This is a genomic window from Martinezella lusitana, assembly GCF_010668395.1.
In the GTDB taxonomy this organism is placed as follows: Bacteria; Pseudomonadota; Alphaproteobacteria; order Rhizobiales; family Rhizobiaceae; genus Rhizobium; species Rhizobium lusitanum_A.
In genome coordinates this window covers 161,322-180,410 of sequence record NZ_WUEY01000010.1, presented here as the reverse complement: position 1 = coordinate 180,410, position 19,089 = coordinate 161,322, and the positions used below count along the sequence as shown (strand labels likewise).

The following is a 19,089-nucleotide window of genomic DNA, read 5'->3' as shown; positions in this document are numbered from 1 at the left end:
TAGATCGAGCACGGCATCCTTCCTGAATATCGAAGGTATCCGACGATCGACTATAAAACCCGCTCTGCGAAAAAGCCGATATCGGACCCTTCGGGCAAGGCAAAGGTTCCAGAGCCATACAGCGCGCCGGTAAACGCCCAGATGAATCCGTCGGCGGGGCTGACAACGACTTCCAGGACGTCACCATAAAGATTGGTGATTTCCGCGACCACCTCCCCCTTGGAAACCAGTTCGCCCGGCGCAATCTTCGGCCACAGCAGGCCCGCCGCCTGAGAACTGAGGGAGCCCCAATACTTGTAGCGCCCGGGAAGCGACTTCGGCGACACTTGCTCTTCCAGGCTTCCCTCCATCATTCCCAGCATTCGCATGACGTTCATCACACCCTTGCGGCCCCGTTCGGCATCCATGCAAGTGCGCGACATCATCAGCTCGACCATCAGCGCCGGCACGCCATTCGCCATGGCCGTGGGGACGGGATAGTCGTCGGCCGAACCGACCCAGTCCGGATGCGCGACAGGGTCGCTCATATCCACTGGCGTCACGCCGAAGGCATCGGCAAGCGCGATGGTTTTTTCCCGAACCGCCAAATCGCGCGCGGAACTGAGATTCATCATCGACATGGGGACACACGGCTCATGATTGCCGTGGATATCGATGTAGTAATCAGCCATCTGATAGAGGGGACCAAGGAGCGCGCCCATCCGCGCCGTCATGGTGCTTTTGGGGTCAGTGGCCCAATAGATGCCGGACGCCATATTGCGACTGTCCTGTGGGGTAAAATATGCTCCCTGGTCGAAAGCTGCAACATTCGCCGCGGGCAGAGCAATGACCGATCCCTTCATCTTCGACGGATCGAGCGCCTGCATGAGACGGATGATTGCCCCCGTCCCTGCAATCTCGTCGCCATGGGTCGCGCCGGAAAGAACCAGCGTCGGACCGTCTTCCACGCCGCGAGCTATCATGCATGGAATGCTCAGCTCGGAACCGGAGGGAGTGCGAATGGCTCCAAGCGAGGTTCGGCATTTCTTACCGGGTTCGGCGTTGATTTCCCCGATCTTGATCGGCTTCATAGATTGTCTCTTTCAGTTAAGGACCGGAGCAGGCGCACTGGCGTCGCTCATTTCATCTTGCCCGAGGGTCGAGCCTTGCTCGTCCATCATGCACAGCGCCACAATCCGCTGCTCGCTGAGCGAGGCTCCGCTGAGTTCGGCGCTTTTGCGGCCATGCCGCATGATAACGACACGATCGCAGAGATTGGCCAGATCGGCATACTCGGTGCTGAACAGCACAATGGCCGCGCCTTGGTCGGCCGCGTCCTTGATCAATCGAAAAATGGTCCGCCGCGAACCCACGTCGACACCATGCGTCGGCTCATGCAGCAGCAACACATCGGGTTTCATTTGAAACCACTTGGCAAGCAGCGCCTTCTGCTGGTTGCCGCCGCTGAGCGCCGAAAGCGGCAGCTCCGGATCCAGGGGCCGAACCTCAAATCGTCCGAGCAGCTCGCGGACATGATTCCGCTCGGACTTCTCGCGCAAGATGCCGTTCTTCAGGAAGCGGGCCAGGATCGGCAGACTGACGTTCTCACGAACGGAAGCGGTGCCGACGCCCGAGGCGTTGCGACGATCGGCAGGCAACAGGGCCATTCCCGCACGAATGGATTTTGCGGGTGAAAGCTCGGCTTGCGAAAAAGCCTGGCCGCACACGGCTACCGAACCGGAACTTACCTTTCTTGCACCGTAGAGCAGATACGGAATTTCCTCCTGGCCCGCGCCGATCAGGCCGGTAACGCCCACCACTTCGCCCCGGCGGGCAACGAGGGACAAGTCCTGGACCCGCTTCCCATAGAGGTTTTCCACGTTGAGGACGATTTCGCCGGCATTCGTTTGCCTTTCCGGATAAAGCGCATCGAGCTCAAAACCTAGAATGGCCTTGACCAGCTCCCGTTCGGTACATGATTTTGTGCCGGCTACGTGCGCAATGATGCCATCCCGGATAACCGATACCATATCGGTGACGGCAAAAACCTCGTCGAGCCTGTGTGTCACCAGCACCACCGCGTGACCTTGGCTTGCCACTTTCCGGATCGCGGCGAAGACCCGGTCTACCCCATCGCGGGGAAGATGTGCGGTCGGCTCGTCCAGGATGAGCACGCCGGGCCTGTCGGACGGCAACCCTTTCAGGCCTCGAAGGATGGCGAGCATGGCGCGATCGGCTTCCGGCAGGTCGCTCGCGAGTTGCTCCGGCGTTGCGTGAATGCCAAATTCGCCAAGGGCCCGTGCCACGTCATTGCGAACGCGACGCCAATCGATCCGCCACCCGCGCCCGGTCTCGAACCGTCCGATCATCAGATTTTCCAGTACACTGGCGGAATTGATGATGGGAAGATCCTGATGGACCGCGGCAATCCCGGCCGTTGCGGCAAAATTGGGATCGAGAGGCAGGTCGACCGGTTCGCCGCGCAGGAGCATCCGGCCATGCTGCCCCGCGTCGTCAGGCTGGTATACGCCTGACAGGATCTTGATGAGTGTTGATTTTCCGGACCCGTTCTGCCCGAGGAGCGCATGTACCTGCCCTCCCGAGAGCGTGAGATTCACGCCATCCAAAACCTTGCGCGGACCGAATGATTTCGAGATGTTCCGCAGCGAGATCACCGGATCGGCAACCGCCATGTCATTTGCCGGGCTCATGATTTCATGCCCCAAAGCTTGCGATAATAGCTTCGGAAATCGAAGCCGTACCATGTGGTGGCGGGCTTGGTCAGATCCACGCCGTCGATATTGTCCACGGTGAACAACCGCTGCGGCTCGACATTGTCGATCGCGGGCTGGCCGGTAAGCAGGCGTGCGATCTGGTCGACGGTAGCCCACCCCATCCGCTCGTTGGAGGCGCCGAGATTGGCAACCTCCTGGTCCGTCTTCAGGGCGATGGCCTGCATATCCGGCAGGGACGCATTGCTCGTTACGATCTTGACCCTGTCACCCGCGCCGACGGCAATGATCGCGGGTTTTATCGAGGGCACCATGGAATCGACCGAGGGCACGACATAGGTGATCTTCGGGTTTACCGTGATCAAGGTGCGCACCAGCGATGGCAAAGTCGTCTGCCACTGCGGCAGCGGCGAATCCTTGTGGATGATCTGGCAACCGGGGCATAGCCGCACCAGTTCCTTGGTGAATTCCTCGGCAAAAACGGTGTCGGAGCGGAAGGTGGAGCAGCTGATGAGCGCCACCTCCGCGTCCGGCTCGCCTTTCGCGGCAATATAGGCGGCGGTGATCTTGCCGGCGTCGACAACCGAGATGTTCACATTCGCCGAAAGGCCCGCATCCGCGATGTCCTTGGGCAGCGGACCCGCCGGAATGGCAGCGGTGCTGACGACCGGTATGCCGGCCTTCCCGGCATCCGATATCGAGGCTTGGACGGTATAGGGATCGATGCCCTGCAGCACGATCGCAGATGCGCTCCGACTGATGGCGCGATCGATTGCCGCCGATGCCTGCGACGAATCCGGGCCGTCGGCCGTAACGACCTTCATCCCGAGTTCACCGGATGCGTCCTGCACGCCCTTGAGGACCTCCTGGCTGAATTCGAAGCTCAGGCCGGCCGAAATAAAGAAAATCGATTTTCCGGAGAGCTTTTGACCGACGTCGACAGCAGATGCCCCGGAGCCCTCCGAAAAAGCCGCACTTGCTTTCTCGACGATCTGCTTTGCCTGCCCGGTCAGCGACGTGTCGTCAGCCCGCGCCGGGGCGGCCAAAGACATCATCACCAAGACCGACGACACCGTGAAGACCCCTCTCGCCTTCCAGGGAAAACCGGCCTTATAGGATTCGTGTTTCATGATTTTCTCCTCCGCTTCATGAATAGATGGAACGCCTCGGCGTCGTCAGTTCTTCCTGAGACGATTGGCCGCCAGGCGCGACAAGGTAACGGCTACGACCAAGGCTCCCCCGTAGAAGACCTGTTCGATCCAGCCGGAAAGACCGAGTATTTGCAGGCCCACGATCCCCGTTATCAGGAAGTAGACCGCGATGAAGGCACCCCACGGATTGAACCGCCCGGGCGTGATCGCCGTCGCGCCCAGAAAAGCCGCAGCGAACGGCGGAAGCAGGTATCCGTTTGCCGCATTGGGGTCGGCCGAACCCAAAACACCGGCAAGAATGATTGCAGCAACGGCTCCGATGAGGCTGGACACGACGAGAGAGCCCGCGCGCAGGCGATCGACATCGATGCCCGACAGGCGCGCCACCTCTCGGCTCGCGCCCGTGAAAAGCATATTTCGGCCCAAGGGGGTGAACCGCTGGATGTACCACCAGACGATGGTCAGCAGGAGGCCGTAGTAGAAAGCCATCTGGATGCCGAATACCTTGGTTCTGGCAAGTTCGGTCAGCACCGGAGATATTCCGATGATGCTGAGCCCGCTAATGCCGTAGGAAGCCCCCGTCAGCAAGGTTCCCATGCCCAGCGTCACAACAAGCGAGTCGACGCCAATTCGAACGGCGATGAAGGCATTGATCAATCCAACCGCCAACCCAAGCAGGACGACGAGAGGTATGACCCATCCGATCGGCCAGCCATATTGAACGTTCAGCACCCCGATAATCATGAGGCAACAGGACATCAGGCCGGTCATGGAGAGATCGAATTCACCGACGATGAGGGGAACGATCATGCCCATCGTCATCACGACCAGTATGGCCTGCGACCCGAATATGTTGGCAAAGTTCGCCTTGCTCAGAAATATCTCCGGGCTTGCAATCGAAAAGATCAACACCAGCGCAAGCCAGGCGATCAGGAGTCCATAACGGCTCGCGACTTCGCCGGGATCCAGGCGCGACGCCGAGTGGTTTCTTGGCTGTTTGCTTTCCCCGTTCTTCAAGTTCAAGGCCACCTCACCCTGGATAGTCATCACAATCTTCCTCCCTTTCAGACGAAACGCTCTCTACTTCGCTGCCGGCCTGAGCACACCGCTGGATTGATTGGCTTGAGCGCCGAGAAAAGCTTCACCGACTCGTTGCCGCAGGTCCGCGTCAGTCATGAAATCGATTGCCGTCATCGCCAGAGCCTTGGCGCCGTCGATCGCCGCCCGCATAGCTTCGTCGGAAGCCGACCAAACCGCGAAATCACGATGATGATGGGCCGTTCCCTTCGGAGCCATCGCAATCATCGGATGGATAGATGGTACGCGATGGCTTACATTACCCATGTCCGAGCTTGCAGCGCGCGCAATCGGAATATCTTCGAACCGCTCGAAGGTCCGCCCGATGCCCTCGGCATTGTGCTGATAGACTTTCGCCAGCGGCCAGTTGGTGCGCATATCCGCGTAGGCAACGTCATTCCAGCATATTTCCGCCCTGGTCCCGGTCGCCAGAGCCCCGGCCTCAAGGCAGGCATTGACCCGGGCCTGCAACGAGCGCAACGCCTCAAGCGTCGGAGCCCTGACGGCGAAATGCCCTTCGGCGAGGTCCGGCACCACGTTGCAAGCCGCGCCTCCATTCGAGATGATTCCATGAATCCTTTGACCCGCCGGCACATGCTGGCGCAGGGCGGATATGGCCTGATAGGCTGATACCAGCGCGTCCAGCGCATTCAGACCCACCTCCGGGCATGAGGCGGCATGGGCTGCGCGGCCGTGATATCGGACGGTCACGTCATTGACCGCAAGCAACGGGTAGGCAGCGACATCCTCCGTAGAAGGGTGGACCATCATTGCGCAATCGACACCGTCGAAAGCGCCACGACGGGCCATGAGCTCCTTTCCGCCACCATCCTCTTCCGCGGGCGTTCCCAAATAGCGGACGCGGCCTGGAAGATCACCGCCGAGAGAAGCGAGCGCCAGCGATGCGCCGAGCCCCGTCACAGCGATGATGTTGTGTCCGCAAGCGTGTCCCACCTGCGGAAGGGCGTCGAATTCGGAAAGTAGAGCGACATAGGGTCCGGCACTGCCGAATTCCGTGGCAAAGGCGGTTTCGAGACCATATGCGGCCCTCTGGGGTGCGTAGCCAAGGTCTTCGAGCGTATCGCACAGAGCCGCGGACGCCTCGAATTCCTTGAAAGCGAGTTCGGGATTGGCGTGGATCCGTAGCGACAGCGATACGAGCGTTGGCGCCAACGAGTCGACGGCTCGATTTGCCCGGTCTTTCAAGGACTGAACCCCCGTATTGCCAGCAACCTTCATGTTAGCGTATCCCTACGGAGCAATATGTGATTTCGATAATTATGTTATTTTTGCACATATTGTGAGATATAACATATTTGAGGATTTGGCAATGGTGCAGTTGAAGCGTTCGTTTCGGAGCTACATGAACATTCGCTTGGAGAAGGTGGCTCGCACTGCCAAGGAGGCTGCCGACAAGGTTTATCGTCGAGAATTCGGCCTTGACATACAGCACCTGCGCATCCTGACCATTGTCGTGGAAACGCCGGGCCAGCCGGTCAATTGGGTCGTTCAGGAATCCAATCTGGACAGGACACTCGTCTCGCGCCTCATCACCAACTTGGCAAAGCGCGGTTTGATCGAACGGATTCTATCGAAGGAGGATGCCCGGCAATTCCTTCTTCAGGCGACCCCGGCAGGGGATAAACTCGCAGAGCAAGCTGACATCATCGGAGATACGATGAACGAGGACATGTTGAAGGTGCTCACCGAGCAAGAACTTCAAATACTCGACAGATGCCTGGCAAAGCTGGCGGAATGGAAGCCGCGCGTCGAACACTTGGATGAAAATGCGAGACCTGACGACTGAGCGACCAGTTCCGTCATCATCCAGATGTGAAGCCCGGGCATTTGCCGAATGAGGCCGGGGATGAAGCGGCGCCGGGTGCGTTGGGCGGTTTTAGCCAGCCGGCAAGATCGCCCTAAGCTTCGCGGCCAAATGCCGGAGACCTTGGCAACCGGCTCTTCGAGCTTCGTATCGGGCCATGATGGTTGCCCCCAAGCTTTCGTCGGCCGCCGCCTACGCTCCTACACAGCACGCTTATGCAAGAGCCAGAAATAGTATGGACCACCGACGAACGTGGCAAGAAGACCGGCGGGAACCTCGTAGGGAAACAGGAGATTCCGGCCCAGCCAATCCGCCAGAACCATGACAAGCGCCCCCAAGGCTGTCGTCAGAACCAGGTGAGGAACGACACGCCGGCCCCCGAGTATTTCTGCGAGATGGGGCGCCATGAGGCCGATGAAGCTAAGCGGGCCGACAATCAATGTGGCAATTGCGCAAAGGACCGATACAAGCATCAGCATCCCTATTTGCGCCCGGCCGACGGTCACGCCCGCGGCGGCGGCGAACGGCGCGCCGAGCTGCAGCATGGCCTGCCAGCGTCGCAGCAGGCAGGCGGCGGCGAAGCCAGCCGTTGCGACGATAGCCGCAAGGACAGCGGAGAATGGCGAGATGCCGTCCGTCGATCCGACAATCCAGAGCTGGAGGATCTGAAAGCGCGGATCGGGCAGAAGTGCGAATGCGCTGGAAATTGCGCTGAGCACCGTGCCGAGCCCGATTCCGACCATCAGAACATGCCCCGCCGCAAACCTTCCCTGGCGCGCGAGCAGCGCCAGAAGCGCAACCACGACCGCTGAGCCGACGACGGCTCCGATGTCCTGGGTGACAGGTAGATCCGGCGAGGCAACGAACATGGCAAGCAGAGCGCCGAGAACCGCGCCGCTTGAAACGCCGAGAACCTCGGGGCTTGCCATCGGATTGCCGGTCAGTCGCTGCAAGCCGGAACCGGCAATCCCCAATGCTGCTCCGGCGGCAGCCGAGCCCAGCACGCGCGGCCAGCGCCAGGGAAGAACCTTTGCAAGCGTATCATAGTCGAGAATATGCCAGCCGTGGGCGTCCCGCCCGATCATCATGGCCGCCGCCATGCCAAACATCGCAAGAGGAAGCACCACCGGGATGATCGACGGGCGCGGGACGGAAAAAATGGAAGCGCTCGCAGCGGCAGCCGGTTGTGCCGCCCTTGGCTTGCGCAATATCCAAAGGAGCACCGGCGCACCGACCAAGGCCGTCAACGAGCCGGCGGGAATCGACTGCGCCATCGGTCCGAATGCAACTAGCAGCTGATCGGTTGCCAGTAGCAGCGCGGTGCCGACCATGGCGGACACCAATAGCCGCTCCGTCATTCGCCTGGCGCCAAACAGATGAGCAAGCCAGGGAGCGGTCAACCCGACGAAGCTTACTATTCCCACACAGGCGACGATGACGGCCGCGATCCATGTGGCCAGCGCCAGCGTCATCAGGCGAAAGGTTCGGACCGAAACGCCCAATCCCGACATTGTCTCATCGCCGACACTGAACAGCGAGAGCGACCGCGTGACGGGAACAAGAGCCGCAATGGCGGGAAACAGGGTGAATACCAGGGTTTCGGCCGCCCTCCAGTCATTCTGCCGAAGAGCGCCCGATCCCCAAAACGACAATGAAACCATGCCGTCGCGATGGAACGTGATGATGATCGACGCAAGCGAGCCGAAGACGAGATTCAGGGTCAATCCGCTCAAGGACAACGCAAGAACCGACAATCCGTGACCCCAGGCCAGGATCAGCACCAGCGCCATGGCGAGCCCCGCTCCTGCCATGGCGATCAGGATTCTCTCCGGCATACCCAGGCCTGGCAGCAGCCAGGACAAGGTCGATACCGCAAGATAGGCACCCGAAGAGACCCCAAGCGTCGAGGGCTCCGCCAGCGGATTGCCAAGCACCTGCTGATACATGGTTCCGCACAGGGCAAGCCCGGCACCGCAAAGCATGGCGACGGCGATACGCGGCAATGCGCTATAGAATGCGATGGCTGCGAGCAGATCCCCCTCGCGGGCTCGCTGCGCCAGATCGTGCCATTCAAGCCGCGGAAACGCGGTTTTGAGATTGAACCCTGTCAGCACGAGGGCCAGCGCAAGCACCAGACCGCCGATGACAAGTGCATTGGTGCCGGAGGATGGAGTCTGCGGTCTCATGCAATCACCCGAAGAGGCTTTCGAGGCTGGACGCGACCGTCTCTGCGAAACGGACTGATGTCGGCAGCGCTCCAAACCCCCAGAATGACGGGATCCTGGTAAAGCGACCCGATCGAACCGCCGGCAATGTCGCCCATAAGGGGCTCTTCGTCAGGGCTTCCTCCGGCGCGAGCCCGGGGGAATCGATGAGCATTATTCCGGCTTTGGGATCTGCCGCGAGCTGCTCGATGCCGACGACGGACCCACCCCACAGCAAAGTGGGTTCGCCCTGCCATGCATTGATGAGACCGAGCTTGGAAAGAGCGGCATCGAACAGGCTTCCCCGCGAGAAAACCGTCAGGTTGTTGTCGTCTATCATTTGCACGAGATAGAGCGGAGCCACCGACCGGGCCTGAACATTCTTTCGCAACGACGCGAACCTGGCTTCGACGCCTGCAAGAAATGCTTCCGATTCGGCTGCCCGTCCGGTCAAGGCTCCGATCTTGCGGACCGCGTCGCAGGCATGCCGATAGACATCCCCCTCCCCGGTATGGATGCCAATGGTTTCGACGGGCGCGCATCGCTCGAGCGGCGCCCGCAACGATTCCTGCCAGGTCTGGATGAGGATGATGTCGGGAGACAGTTGGGCGATATATTCGAAATTCGGCGCACCTTGCAGCCCGACGTCGACGGTCGCGGCCGGTGTCCTCGGCTGCCCCACCACCAGGTCATAGGACGCCGTCTCGGCGGCGGCGATCGGCTTGATGCCGAGGGCATAGAGCGTCTCGCTGATCGCCCAGTTCAGAGAGACGATTTTGCGCTCTGCCGCCGCCGCCTTCGATGCGAGGGGATACCCGGCAAGAGATGCGGCTGCGCCGGCGATAAATCGCCGGCGCGTCAGCGGGTTTCCCGGCCCACCATCTGCCTGTCGAGCACTCCCGAGGGAGGACCTGTCCCGGATCACCATTTTACCGAAATCGTGCCCAGTACCGCTCTGCGCTCTCCATAGTAGCAGAACGTATCGTCATCGCAGGTGCCGACATATTTCTTGTCGAACAGATTGGTGCCGTTGAGCGCGAAACGCCAATCCTTGTAATCGTAGTGGACGGAAGCATCGATGAGGAAATAATCCGGGATCTTCAGCATATTGGCGTTATCGCCGTAACGGCTGCCCACATAGCGCGCGCCTGCGCCGAACCCGAGCCCCTCGGCTGCGCCGCTTTCGATGGTCTTGTCCAGCCAGAGGCTGGCCATGCTCTGCGGCACGTCCTTCGGCCGGTTCCCACGCAGGGAGGAATCGTCGTCCTTGGTGATCTCTCCGTTGTTGTAGGTGTAGTTCCCGATCAGCTTCAGGCCGTTGTCGAGATCGGCGACCCCTGCCACTTCGAAACCACGCATGCGGATGGCGCCGGTCTGCTCGTAGGTGACCGGCGGGCCGGGATTGGTGGTCGTCACATCGGTCTGCTCGAGATTATAGGCGGCAACCGTCATGTAGCTGTTGTAGCCGGACGGCTGATACTTCACGCCGATCTCGTATTGCTTGCCGGTCGTCGGCTTCAACGCGTCGCCGGTCGTCGAATTCAGGCCGGGCGTCGGCTGAAACGAGGTCGAATAGCTGAAGTAGGGAGCAATGCCGTTGTCGAAGAGATAGAGGAGGCCGACGCGCCCGGTCAGCTTCTTGTCGTCATTCTCGACGGTTGGATTGCCGGCCGAAACCAGGTCCATGTCGCTGGTCTTTGCCCAGTCGTAACGCAGCCCACCGGAAACGCGCCAATTGCCGAAGGCAACCTGATCCTGCGCGTAGGCCCCCGTCTGCCGGACATGGTCGTCGGTCGCGAAATCGACCGCCGGCACGGTGAACGGCTGGCCGTAGACCGGAGCAAGCACATCGAGGGGCGACGCCGATCCGTCGCTCTCAGACCAACGGCTGTGCGAGCGCATGTAATCGACACCGAACAGAAGCGTATGATCGAGCGGCCCGGTATCGAACTTGGCCTGCGCCTGCGTATCCACCGCGAGGTCGTGAAGATTGGCGTTTGCGCCCAAGGTCCAGCGGTTGAGTTGCGTGGTTCCGGGAATGAACCCCGACGTCCCGATCTCCTGGATGTCCGTATCCGTATAGGAATAGCGAAAATTCTGGCGCACCGTCCAAACATCGTTGAAGCGATGCTCGAACGAATAGCCCACCGACCTGCTGGAGCGGGTAATATCGTTGAAATCGGGCTCCCCGATGAACAGGCTGGTTGGAATTTTGCCGAACGGCGCGCCATAAAGCGTACCCAATGCCGGCAGATTCTGCACCAACCCGCCATCGTTCGATCGCTGGAACTTGGAGAGGAAGGTAAAGGTCGTATCCTCATCCGGCTTCCAGGTGAAGGCGGGCGCGATGTAGTAGTTCTTGGTGTCGACGTGGTCGACCTGGGTATCGGCCGCCCGGGCAATCCCCGTCAGGCGATACAGAAGAGTTCCGTCATCGCTGACCGGCCCGCTGAAGTCGAAGGCTCCCGATGCGCCTTTCGGCGAGCCGACCTGCCATTGAAATTCATGCAGCGGCGTATCGGTCGGCCGCTTGCTGACTGCGGCGACAAGGCCACCCGGGCTATTGGCGCCATAGAGCGATGACGCCGGCCCGCTCAACACCTCGACCCGCTCAAGCCCGTAGGGCTCTATCTTCGGCGACAGCAGCGTGTAGTAGGTGTTGGTGGTCAGGCCGTCCAGATAAGGATTGGTGCTGGCAAAACCGCGTATCATGTAGCGATCGATACGCGAATCCGTGCCGCCATATTCTTCCGCAAGCACGCCCGGCGAATAGCGCAACGCCTCTCCGACATTGCGCACAGCCTGGTCCTGAAGTTGCTTGCGGGAAACGACCGATATCGACTGCGGCGTTTCGGCAAGCGGCGTATCGGTCTTCGTGCCCGAAGCGCTCTGCGTCGCGACCAGTCCGTTCACCGGCCCCCACGCGCTTTCCTTCCCGCTCCGGATTTCAATGGGCGCCAAGGCAGTCGCACCGGCGCTATTGACGGTGCCACTTGCCGCTGCCGCCGAGATCGCGACGGTCGTGGAATTGGTGAATGAAAAGGACAGGCCGGACGCCTTGAGGATTCGGGCAAGCGCCTGATCCGGGGAGAGGTGTCCGGATGCGCCAGGCGACTTCTTGCCTGCAGTGATCGACGGCGTGTAGGTGACCTGAAGGCCGGACTGCCTGCCGAAGGCGGCAAGCGCCTGATCGAGCGACCCCGCCGGCACCGAGAAATTGATCGCGGCTGTCGTTTGCGCAAGCGCCGGACCCACTTGCATGACACCCAGGCCGACCGACATGGTCGACACCATCAACGCAGCCAAGCTTGCACTGCCGCCATTCCTGCCCCGAAACAGAAAAGCCAATCCACGCCCCATTAAACCACTCCAATTGATACAGATGCGAAAGAGCGTGCTTTGCCTGGTCAAGCTCGGTATTTGCCGCCCTATCGATGGAGACGAGCATGTTTGATGGATTTTCTCTTTTCCTGACGAAAAAAATCAGATTTTCGTAATGACGGTGAGCCACGGCGAAATTTGACGTACCCTGCCGCCATAGGGCTGGACGACGGCTTCGAGTGCCCTGAGCGGCTGATTGAGATCGAACACGCCGCTGATGGGAAGGGACCCGAGACCAGGGTCGGCGATCAATACTTTCCCGGCCTGCCAGCGGGTGATCCGGGCGATGACGGCTGAAATCGGCTCGTTGTCGGCAACGATCATGCCATCGCGCCAGACGGCGATTTGTCCGGCGTTGCGCGTGCCGCGATCGAAACGCCGCCCATTCGTATCGACCCGCAACCATTGACCGGCTGAAAGTTGCGCCCGGTCGACTATCGAGGCATCGACCTGCACCAGACCGTGATCCACCGATATCGTCACGAAGCCATCGTCATCGCTGACATCGAAGGCGGTCCCAAGCGCCGTTGCCGTTATCTCGTCGACACCGACGGAGAAAGGACGATCGGCATCCTTGGCAACCTCTGCGAATGCCATGCCATAGAGCAGTCGTATGTCGCGTCGCCGGTCGTTGAAAGCCAGCTTGATCCCGCTGTCCGGCCCGAGCGTGATCATACTCCCGTCCGGAAGGGCAACACGCTTGATCTCGGCCGTCGTCGTGGCGAAATCGGCGCTCGCTCTGGCAATGAGGCCCGGACCGAGCAGCCCCCCGACAGCCGCCGTTCCGACGAGCAAAGTCCCCATGAGCATCAATTTGCGTCGGGAAATCCCAGGCGTGGATTCGAGCTGGTACTGATCCGTAAGGACCTTCCCGGACATGGCGTGGATTTCCAGCACCTCCGCCCATGTGCGCTCGTGAGCCGGACTCAGCGCGCGCCAATGGCGGATCATGTTGAGCGCGACGGGATTGCTGCGATCGTTCTGCAGGCGGATGATGAGATTCATCGCCTCTTCGAACAATCGATCGTCATCTCCCATATCGTGCTGCATGATTGGTCTTGTCGGTAAGCCTGATCGGTTGAACACTATAGATGGAAACGAACAAGCGCTTCAATTTATCCGTACGTCAGTCGGTAGCAGCCTGCAGGCGCTGGCGAATATGGTGGTAAGCCTCCCGAATCAACGCCCATGTCCGTGTCGACGACAGTTCGAGCTGCTCGGCAACCTCGTTGATCGTCATATCGCCGAGCCGGTGCAGTTCGAACGCAAGCCGGGTGCGTTCGGGAAGCTCAGCAAGCGCGGCGGCGGTAATTGCGAGGCGCTGCTGATCGTAGACAATCGTTTCGACCGAAGGACTGAGATCGGGAATCGCAAGAAACTCTTCATCCGTCAGGTCGGCATATTGGACCAAGCGCTCCCGCCGATAGAAATCGATGCTGAGATTGCGGGCGACATGGAAAAGAAGCGCCCGCGGATTGCCTTGGCCGCGATCGGAGCGGCCATTATAGGACAGCAACCGCACGAACGCATCCTGGGTGAGATCGTGGGCCGTTTCCCTGTTCATGCCGCGCCGGCACAGGAAGCGTACGACTTCCTTGGCATGCCGTCTAAAGAGACCGTTTAAATCCCAACTCATAGTCACTTCCCGCCAACGCGAAAATATTGCACCTGCTACCCCGCTGCAGTCAGCGACTAATCAGGATTGACCGGCACCGCAATAGTTCAAAAGCGGGCCGATCGGATGGAAATCCGTCGTTTCGACAAAATATGATTAGAATTATCATGTTTTTTCATGGCATAAGCTCTCCGTGATCCGGGATTGCCCGCATCACTTGGCTGCCGCGAAAAACAACGTTTGTTCCGATCCGTGACTAATACGCAACAACTCTCCAGCCGCGCGGCTCATTTGAAGGCTAGCCGCGCAGTGCCCCACACAGGCGTGATTGGCCATATCGCGGATGTCGCGATCCATTCAGCGTGTCGATGGGCCAGACCTCCTGTGGCCCATGCAAAGACAAATCTCATGAACCCGCGGATTTTATTTTCCAATTTTCGCGCGCTGGTTCGTCTAACACATAGGGACGTGCGATCGCCCTCGATGATTTTGGAGATGGACGATTGAAACAGGAGAAGATTTTCGGCGTCGTTTTCCGCTTGCTGCGCCCGTTCTGGCCGGTGGTTGTGTTCGCGACGGTGGTCGGGATCCTGGGCGGTCTGGCGACAGCGTGGCTGTTGGCGACGATCAATGCCGGCCTGCATGACGGCGACACCATTTCGTTTTCGCTGCTTGCCCGGTTTGCCGGCCTGTGTGTGTTGAGCGTCGCCGGCACGGCGATTTCCGGTGCGATCAACAGCATCTTCGGCCAAAGGATCATCGCCGCCCTGCGCAAGGATATTTCCGCGAGGATCCTGCGCGCGCCGATCGCTGCGCTGGAGGCACACCGCTCCTGGCGGCTGATGTCGGTGCTGACCGGCGATGTCGATACGGTTTCGGCTTTCACCTTCAATTTCTCGGGCTATGCGATCGCGCTCGCCATCACCATTGGCAGCTTCGCCTATCTGCTTTCCCTGTCGACGGTGGTCTTTCTGCTGGCCGTCGTCTCGCTGGCGCTTGGCATCGTCATCAACATGATCTCCCAGCGCGCCTGGATCCGCGACTATCAGGAGGTGCGGGTCGCCCAGGACGAGCTGCACAAGCAGTACCGGGCGATCACCGACGGGGCGAAGGAGCTGAAGATCAGCCGGCCACGGCGGGAGCGCGTCTTCGGCGTCCTTTTGTCGGGGGCCGCAGACCGGATCGCCGCGCTGAAGAGCCGCGCCATGCGGCTGCACTGGATTGCCGACGCCGCCGGCTCAGCCGTCTTCTTCGTCATGATCGGGCTGCTCCTCGCTTGCCGCAAGCAGCTCGGCATCGACAATGCCGTGATCAGCGGCGCCGTCATCGTGCTGCTCTATGTCAAGGGACCGGTCGAGCAGATCGCCGGCGCCCTGCCCGTCTTCGACCAGGCGCGGATTTCCTTTGCCCGGATTGCCGCGCTATCGGCCGAACTCGACCAGCATGAGCCCAATATCCCCCTCCTGGCAGACACCGGCGGGAACGCCCCCATTCCGGCGATACAGTCGATCGAGTTGCGCGGCGTCACCTATGCCTTTTCCGCCAGGGACGATATCGCACCCTTTATCCTGGGGCCGATCGACTTCACCATCCATGCCGGCGAGCTGCTGTTCATCGTCGGTGAGAACGGCTCGGGCAAGACGACGCTGATCAAGCTGCTGCTCGGGCTCTATATGCCGCAGCAAGGCTCGCTTCTGCACGATGGCATCGTGGTAATGCCGGAGGACCGCGACCGCTATCGCCAGCTTTTCTCCACGATCTTTTCGGACTACTACCTGTTCGACGACCTCGTCTACGGCGCCCTGCCGGAAGAGGCGGGACCGCATCTGCAGCGGCTGGGCATCGCCCACAAGGTCAGGCTTCAGGACGACCACTTCACGACGACGGACCTGTCGACCGGCCAGCGCAAGCGGCTCGCCCTTGTCCAGGCCTGGCTGGAGCGCCGGCCGGTCATCGTCACCGACGAATGGGCCGCCGACCAGGACCCGGACTTCCGCCGGGTCTTCTACGAGGAACTGCTTCCCGAGCTGAAGGCACAGGGCCGGACGCTGATCGTGATTTCCCATGACGACCGCTACTTCCATGTCGCAGACCGCATCGTGCGCATGGAAAACGGCCGGATCGTCGAGGATGACCGTGTGCAGCGGCCGAGGCTGGTCGAGGGGGAAGTGCCATGACGGCAAAGCTCAGCCCGCTGCTTTCTTCAATGCCCGCATCCGCCACGAGACCTATCGCCTCGCCTTGAGGGCAGGCGCGGCAAGCAGGAAAAATCCGACGCCGACCACACTTGCAAGCAGCCCGGCGGGCGATTGATAGGGAAATGCCAGGCTGCGCCCGAGCCAATCGGCCGCAACCATCACCACGGCACCGACCAGGGCTGAAACCGCCAACTCGCTTTTCGTCCCCTTGCAGCCAAGCAACGATGCCAGATGCGGCGCCGTCAGCCCGACAAAACTGATTGGCCCGATGACCGTGGTGGCTGCCGCCGTCAGCACCGAAATGAGCAGCAGGAGCAATATTCTGACGTTCACAAGGTTCATGCCGAGCGATAAGCCTGTGGGCTCGCCCAGGGAGAAGATCGTCAGCCAGCGGGAGCATCCGAGGCTGAGGATGAAGCCCGTGATGCCAAGAAGCGCGATTGCCTCACTTTGCGATGCCGTCACCTGATAGGTGGAGCCGGTCATCAGGGGCAGCAGTACTCCCATCCTGGGATCGCCGCTTGCGAGCAGAAGCGATACAAGCGCTCCGAACACCGTGCCGATCCCGATCCCCGTCAGCAGCAGCCCGCCATTCGAGGAGGAGCGTCGCCTTTCCAGCAAGGCCAGGATGACAAAGGTCAGGAATGCACCGATGCTGCTCCCGACGATCTGGGCGCTTCGACTTGGCGCGGCAAAAAACATGTACATGGCGAGGACGCCGAGCACCGCGCCCGAGGATATCCCAAGGATTTCAGGCGACGCCATGGTGTTTCCGGTCGTCTTCTGGATCATGCTTCCCGCCAGCGCGATCATGCCGCCGGCAAAGAACGACGCCAGAACACGGGGCCAGCGCCATGTCGCCAGCGACATGAAATCATCCCAATGAGCAAACACCCAGCCATCCGCTGTTTTTCCGAAGTCGAGGGCAAGCCAGAGGAGCACGATCGAGAAGATCGTTAGCCCGGTGAGGACGAAAGCAGGGTTTCGGGTCCGTCGATACGCATAAAGCGAACTGTCCGGACTTGCCGGGCCATGCGGTATTCGCCGAAGCAGCAACAGCAAGAGAGGTGCGCCCAGCAGCGCCGTCGCGACCCCCGTCGGCATCCCGGGCCAGAGGCTTCCCGCCCACTGCACGGCTTCGTCGGCGCTCCACAGGAGCAAGCCCCCCACGACCGATGACATGGCCAACTGTCTCCTGAAGGTTCGCGCGCCGATCATCCTGGCGATCGCCGGAGCGGCCAGGCCGACGAAACCGAGCATTCCGGCGGCCGCGACCACGAAAGCCGACAGCAGAACGGCGATGGCCAAAGCCGTCAAGCGGACCGACCGTGCCGACAGCCCCAGGGCACGCACGGCGTCGTCGCCGAGGGACATGGCGGATAGTGGCCGAAGCAACAGCAGGAGCGCAGCGGTGCAACCGAGAACGCGCGGCAGCAGGTACGAAATGGCCGACCAGTCGTTCTGAGCCAGCGAGCCGGAACTCCAGAAGAAGAAGTCTCCAAGATACTGCCAGCGAAAGAGCATCAGGATGCCGGCAACGGAGTTGCACAACAGGCCGACGACCAATCCCGACAGAAGAAGCGCCAGGGGCGAGAACCTCGCAGCGCTCGCCGCGGCGAAAGCCAGACCGGTGGCGGCAAGCCCGCCTGCAATGGCCAGCCACTCCTTTCCCGACAGGAGCAGGGAAGGCGCAAACAGCGAAGCGGACATGATCGCCAGTTGCGCGCCGGCGGACACCCCGATCGTTGTCGGCTCGGCCAGGGGATTTCGCAAGACCCGTTGCATGACGAGCCCTGCCTGCCCAAGGGCAGCGCCCGCCAGCAGGCAAACCGCCATGCGGGGCAGAAATTGGAATTCGATGGCGAGCACCGCGAAGGTCGTGTCGCCGGAGGCTGAGGCCGATAGCATTCGAGCCATGCGGCAAACAGTTGAAACAGACAGCAAGACCGCAAGAGCGATGAGCGCGAGCGCCGCACGGTTGGATTTCACCTTTCCCACCATCGCCCGGTCCGTCATCGGGCGGTCTGGCGACTATCGAGCGTGCCGGTGATCAGTGCCGCGAAACGCACGGCACTGGGCAGGCCGCCGAAGATATCGATCGGCGGGAGGATTCGAAAACGGCCGGTCCGTATTTGCGGCAAGGCATTCCATATTGGCCCGCTGGTCAGCCGGCGCATGGCCAGTCCCGGCCCTTCCCAATATTGCTGGAGGTGCATGATCGTGGCTTCGGGACGGTCCATGAGAGCCTGCGGATCGGCACGGGACCAACCCCACATGTCGGCTTCGGAAGCCCACGCATTGCCGATGCCGAGCCGCTGCATCACCGCGTCCATCAGGCTGTTGCGGCCATAGACGAGGAGACTGGCTCCATCCTGGTTCAGATTGACCAGATAGATCGGCGGAATCTCGCGGCCTGCGACCGACTGTTTCGCTTCATTGAATTGCCGTTCCGCGGCGGCACGGGCCTCGTTTGCAGTTTCTCCGCTGCCGACCCGTTCGCCGGTTGCAAGAACCGCGCGCTCTATCCGGGTGAGCCAGTCGTCGCCGTTGCCGAACAGATCCAATGTCAGCGCGGGCGCGATGCGACGTACCGGAGCGTCCTCCGCGAGAGGCCATGCCGCGAGCAGCAAATCCGGACGCAGGCTTTGCAGAAGCTCCAGATTCGGTTCGGCCGGATGTCCGATATCGACAATGCCCGCGTCCAGAACGAGGTCGGCGCTTCCGGCGCGAAAGCCGCCTGCAGACGCCGCCGCGATCAAATTGGCGCCGGCCGAAACGGCGATATGCGTCGCCGTGATATCCAGGCTCGCAACCCGAAGACCGGCCTTTGCGGCACGCGCGGAATGCCCCGGAGCAAGGCCTGCAAATGCAAGCGCCATGGCCTGCAAGAAGCCACGTCTTCCTAGTTTGGAAGACGTGGCTGAAGG

At 60.9% G+C, this 19,089-nt stretch carries 14 protein-coding genes; 2 read left to right on the top strand and 12 right to left on the bottom strand.

Annotated elements, in window-relative coordinates; genetic code table 11:
* Window positions 1-50 precede the first annotated feature (50 nt).
* Genes GR212_RS21475 through GR212_RS21455 form a run of 5 tightly spaced genes read right to left on the bottom strand, consistent with a single transcriptional unit; the run spans window position 51 to window position 6,178 of the window.
* Window positions 51-1,070, bottom strand: coding sequence for a succinylglutamate desuccinylase/aspartoacylase family protein (locus GR212_RS21475; protein ID WP_163989192.1), 1,020 nt, complete (start codon window positions 1,068-1,070; stop codon window positions 51-53).
* Window positions 1,071-1,082: 12 nt separating this feature from the next.
* Complete coding sequence (locus tag GR212_RS21470) at window positions 1,083-2,690, bottom strand: sugar ABC transporter ATP-binding protein (RefSeq protein ID WP_163989190.1); 1,608 nt, start codon at window positions 2,688-2,690, stop codon at window positions 1,083-1,085.
* Complete coding sequence (locus GR212_RS21465) at window positions 2,687-3,841, bottom strand: sugar ABC transporter substrate-binding protein (RefSeq protein ID WP_163989188.1); 1,155 nt, start codon at window positions 3,839-3,841, stop codon at window positions 2,687-2,689. Before GR212_RS21465 ends, GR212_RS21470 begins: the two co-directional genes overlap by 4 nt.
* Before the next feature lie 45 nt (window positions 3,842-3,886).
* Window positions 3,887-4,909 (bottom strand): ABC transporter permease, encoded by a 1,023-nt coding sequence (locus GR212_RS21460; RefSeq protein WP_163989186.1) that lies wholly within the window; start codon window positions 4,907-4,909, stop codon window positions 3,887-3,889.
* A gap of 33 nt (window positions 4,910-4,942) precedes the next feature.
* Window positions 4,943-6,178, bottom strand: coding sequence for a M20 family metallopeptidase (locus tag GR212_RS21455; RefSeq protein ID WP_163989184.1), 1,236 nt, complete (start codon window positions 6,176-6,178; stop codon window positions 4,943-4,945).
* A 91-nt stretch (window positions 6,179-6,269) separates the two neighbouring features.
* On the opposite strand from GR212_RS21455, the gene GR212_RS21450 reads away from it, so the two are divergent.
* Complete coding sequence (locus GR212_RS21450) at window positions 6,270-6,746, top strand: MarR family winged helix-turn-helix transcriptional regulator (RefSeq protein WP_163989182.1); 477 nt, start codon at window positions 6,270-6,272, stop codon at window positions 6,744-6,746.
* Window positions 6,747-6,964: 218 nt separating this feature from the next.
* Here GR212_RS21450 and fhuB (GR212_RS21445) read toward each other — a convergent pair whose 3' ends face one another.
* The 5 genes from fhuB (GR212_RS21445) to GR212_RS21425 all read right to left on the bottom strand — a co-directional run bounded on the left by fhuB (GR212_RS21445) (window position 6,965) and on the right by GR212_RS21425 (window position 13,985).
* Window positions 6,965-8,950, bottom strand: a complete 1,986-nt coding sequence (gene fhuB / locus GR212_RS21445; RefSeq protein WP_163989180.1) for a Fe(3+)-hydroxamate ABC transporter permease FhuB — start codon at window positions 8,948-8,950, stop codon at window positions 6,965-6,967.
* 4 nt (window positions 8,951-8,954) lie between these two features.
* Entirely contained in the window at window positions 8,955-9,896 is a 942-nt protein-coding gene (locus GR212_RS21440) for an ABC transporter substrate-binding protein (RefSeq protein ID WP_163989178.1), read from the bottom strand.
* Entirely contained in the window at window positions 9,890-12,274 is a 2,385-nt protein-coding gene (locus GR212_RS21435) for a TonB-dependent siderophore receptor (RefSeq protein ID WP_163989176.1), read from the bottom strand. The genes GR212_RS21440 and GR212_RS21435 overlap by 7 nt, the downstream gene beginning before the upstream one ends.
* 177 nt (window positions 12,275-12,451) lie before the next feature.
* Window positions 12,452-13,399 (bottom strand): FecR family protein, encoded by a 948-nt coding sequence (locus GR212_RS21430; protein WP_163989174.1) that lies wholly within the window; start codon window positions 13,397-13,399, stop codon window positions 12,452-12,454.
* Between the two features lie 76 nt (window positions 13,400-13,475).
* Entirely contained in the window at window positions 13,476-13,985 is a 510-nt protein-coding gene (locus tag GR212_RS21425) for an RNA polymerase sigma factor (protein ID WP_163989171.1), read from the bottom strand.
* A 482-nt stretch (window positions 13,986-14,467) separates the two neighbouring features.
* Here GR212_RS21425 and GR212_RS21420 point away from each other — a divergent pair, with 482 nt between their 5' ends.
* Entirely contained in the window at window positions 14,468-16,141 is a 1,674-nt protein-coding gene (locus tag GR212_RS21420) for a cyclic peptide export ABC transporter (RefSeq protein ID WP_163989169.1), read from the top strand.
* Window positions 16,142-16,192: 51 nt separating this feature from the next.
* On the opposite strand, the gene fhuB (GR212_RS21415) is transcribed toward GR212_RS21420, so the two are convergent.
* Entirely contained in the window at window positions 16,193-18,151 is a 1,959-nt protein-coding gene (gene fhuB / locus GR212_RS21415; protein ID WP_163989168.1) for a Fe(3+)-hydroxamate ABC transporter permease FhuB, read from the bottom strand.
* Between the two features lie 23 nt (window positions 18,152-18,174).
* Complete coding sequence (locus GR212_RS21410; protein ID WP_163989166.1) at window positions 18,175-19,041, bottom strand: ABC transporter substrate-binding protein; 867 nt, start codon at window positions 19,039-19,041, stop codon at window positions 18,175-18,177.
* Window positions 19,042-19,089 lie beyond the last annotated feature (48 nt).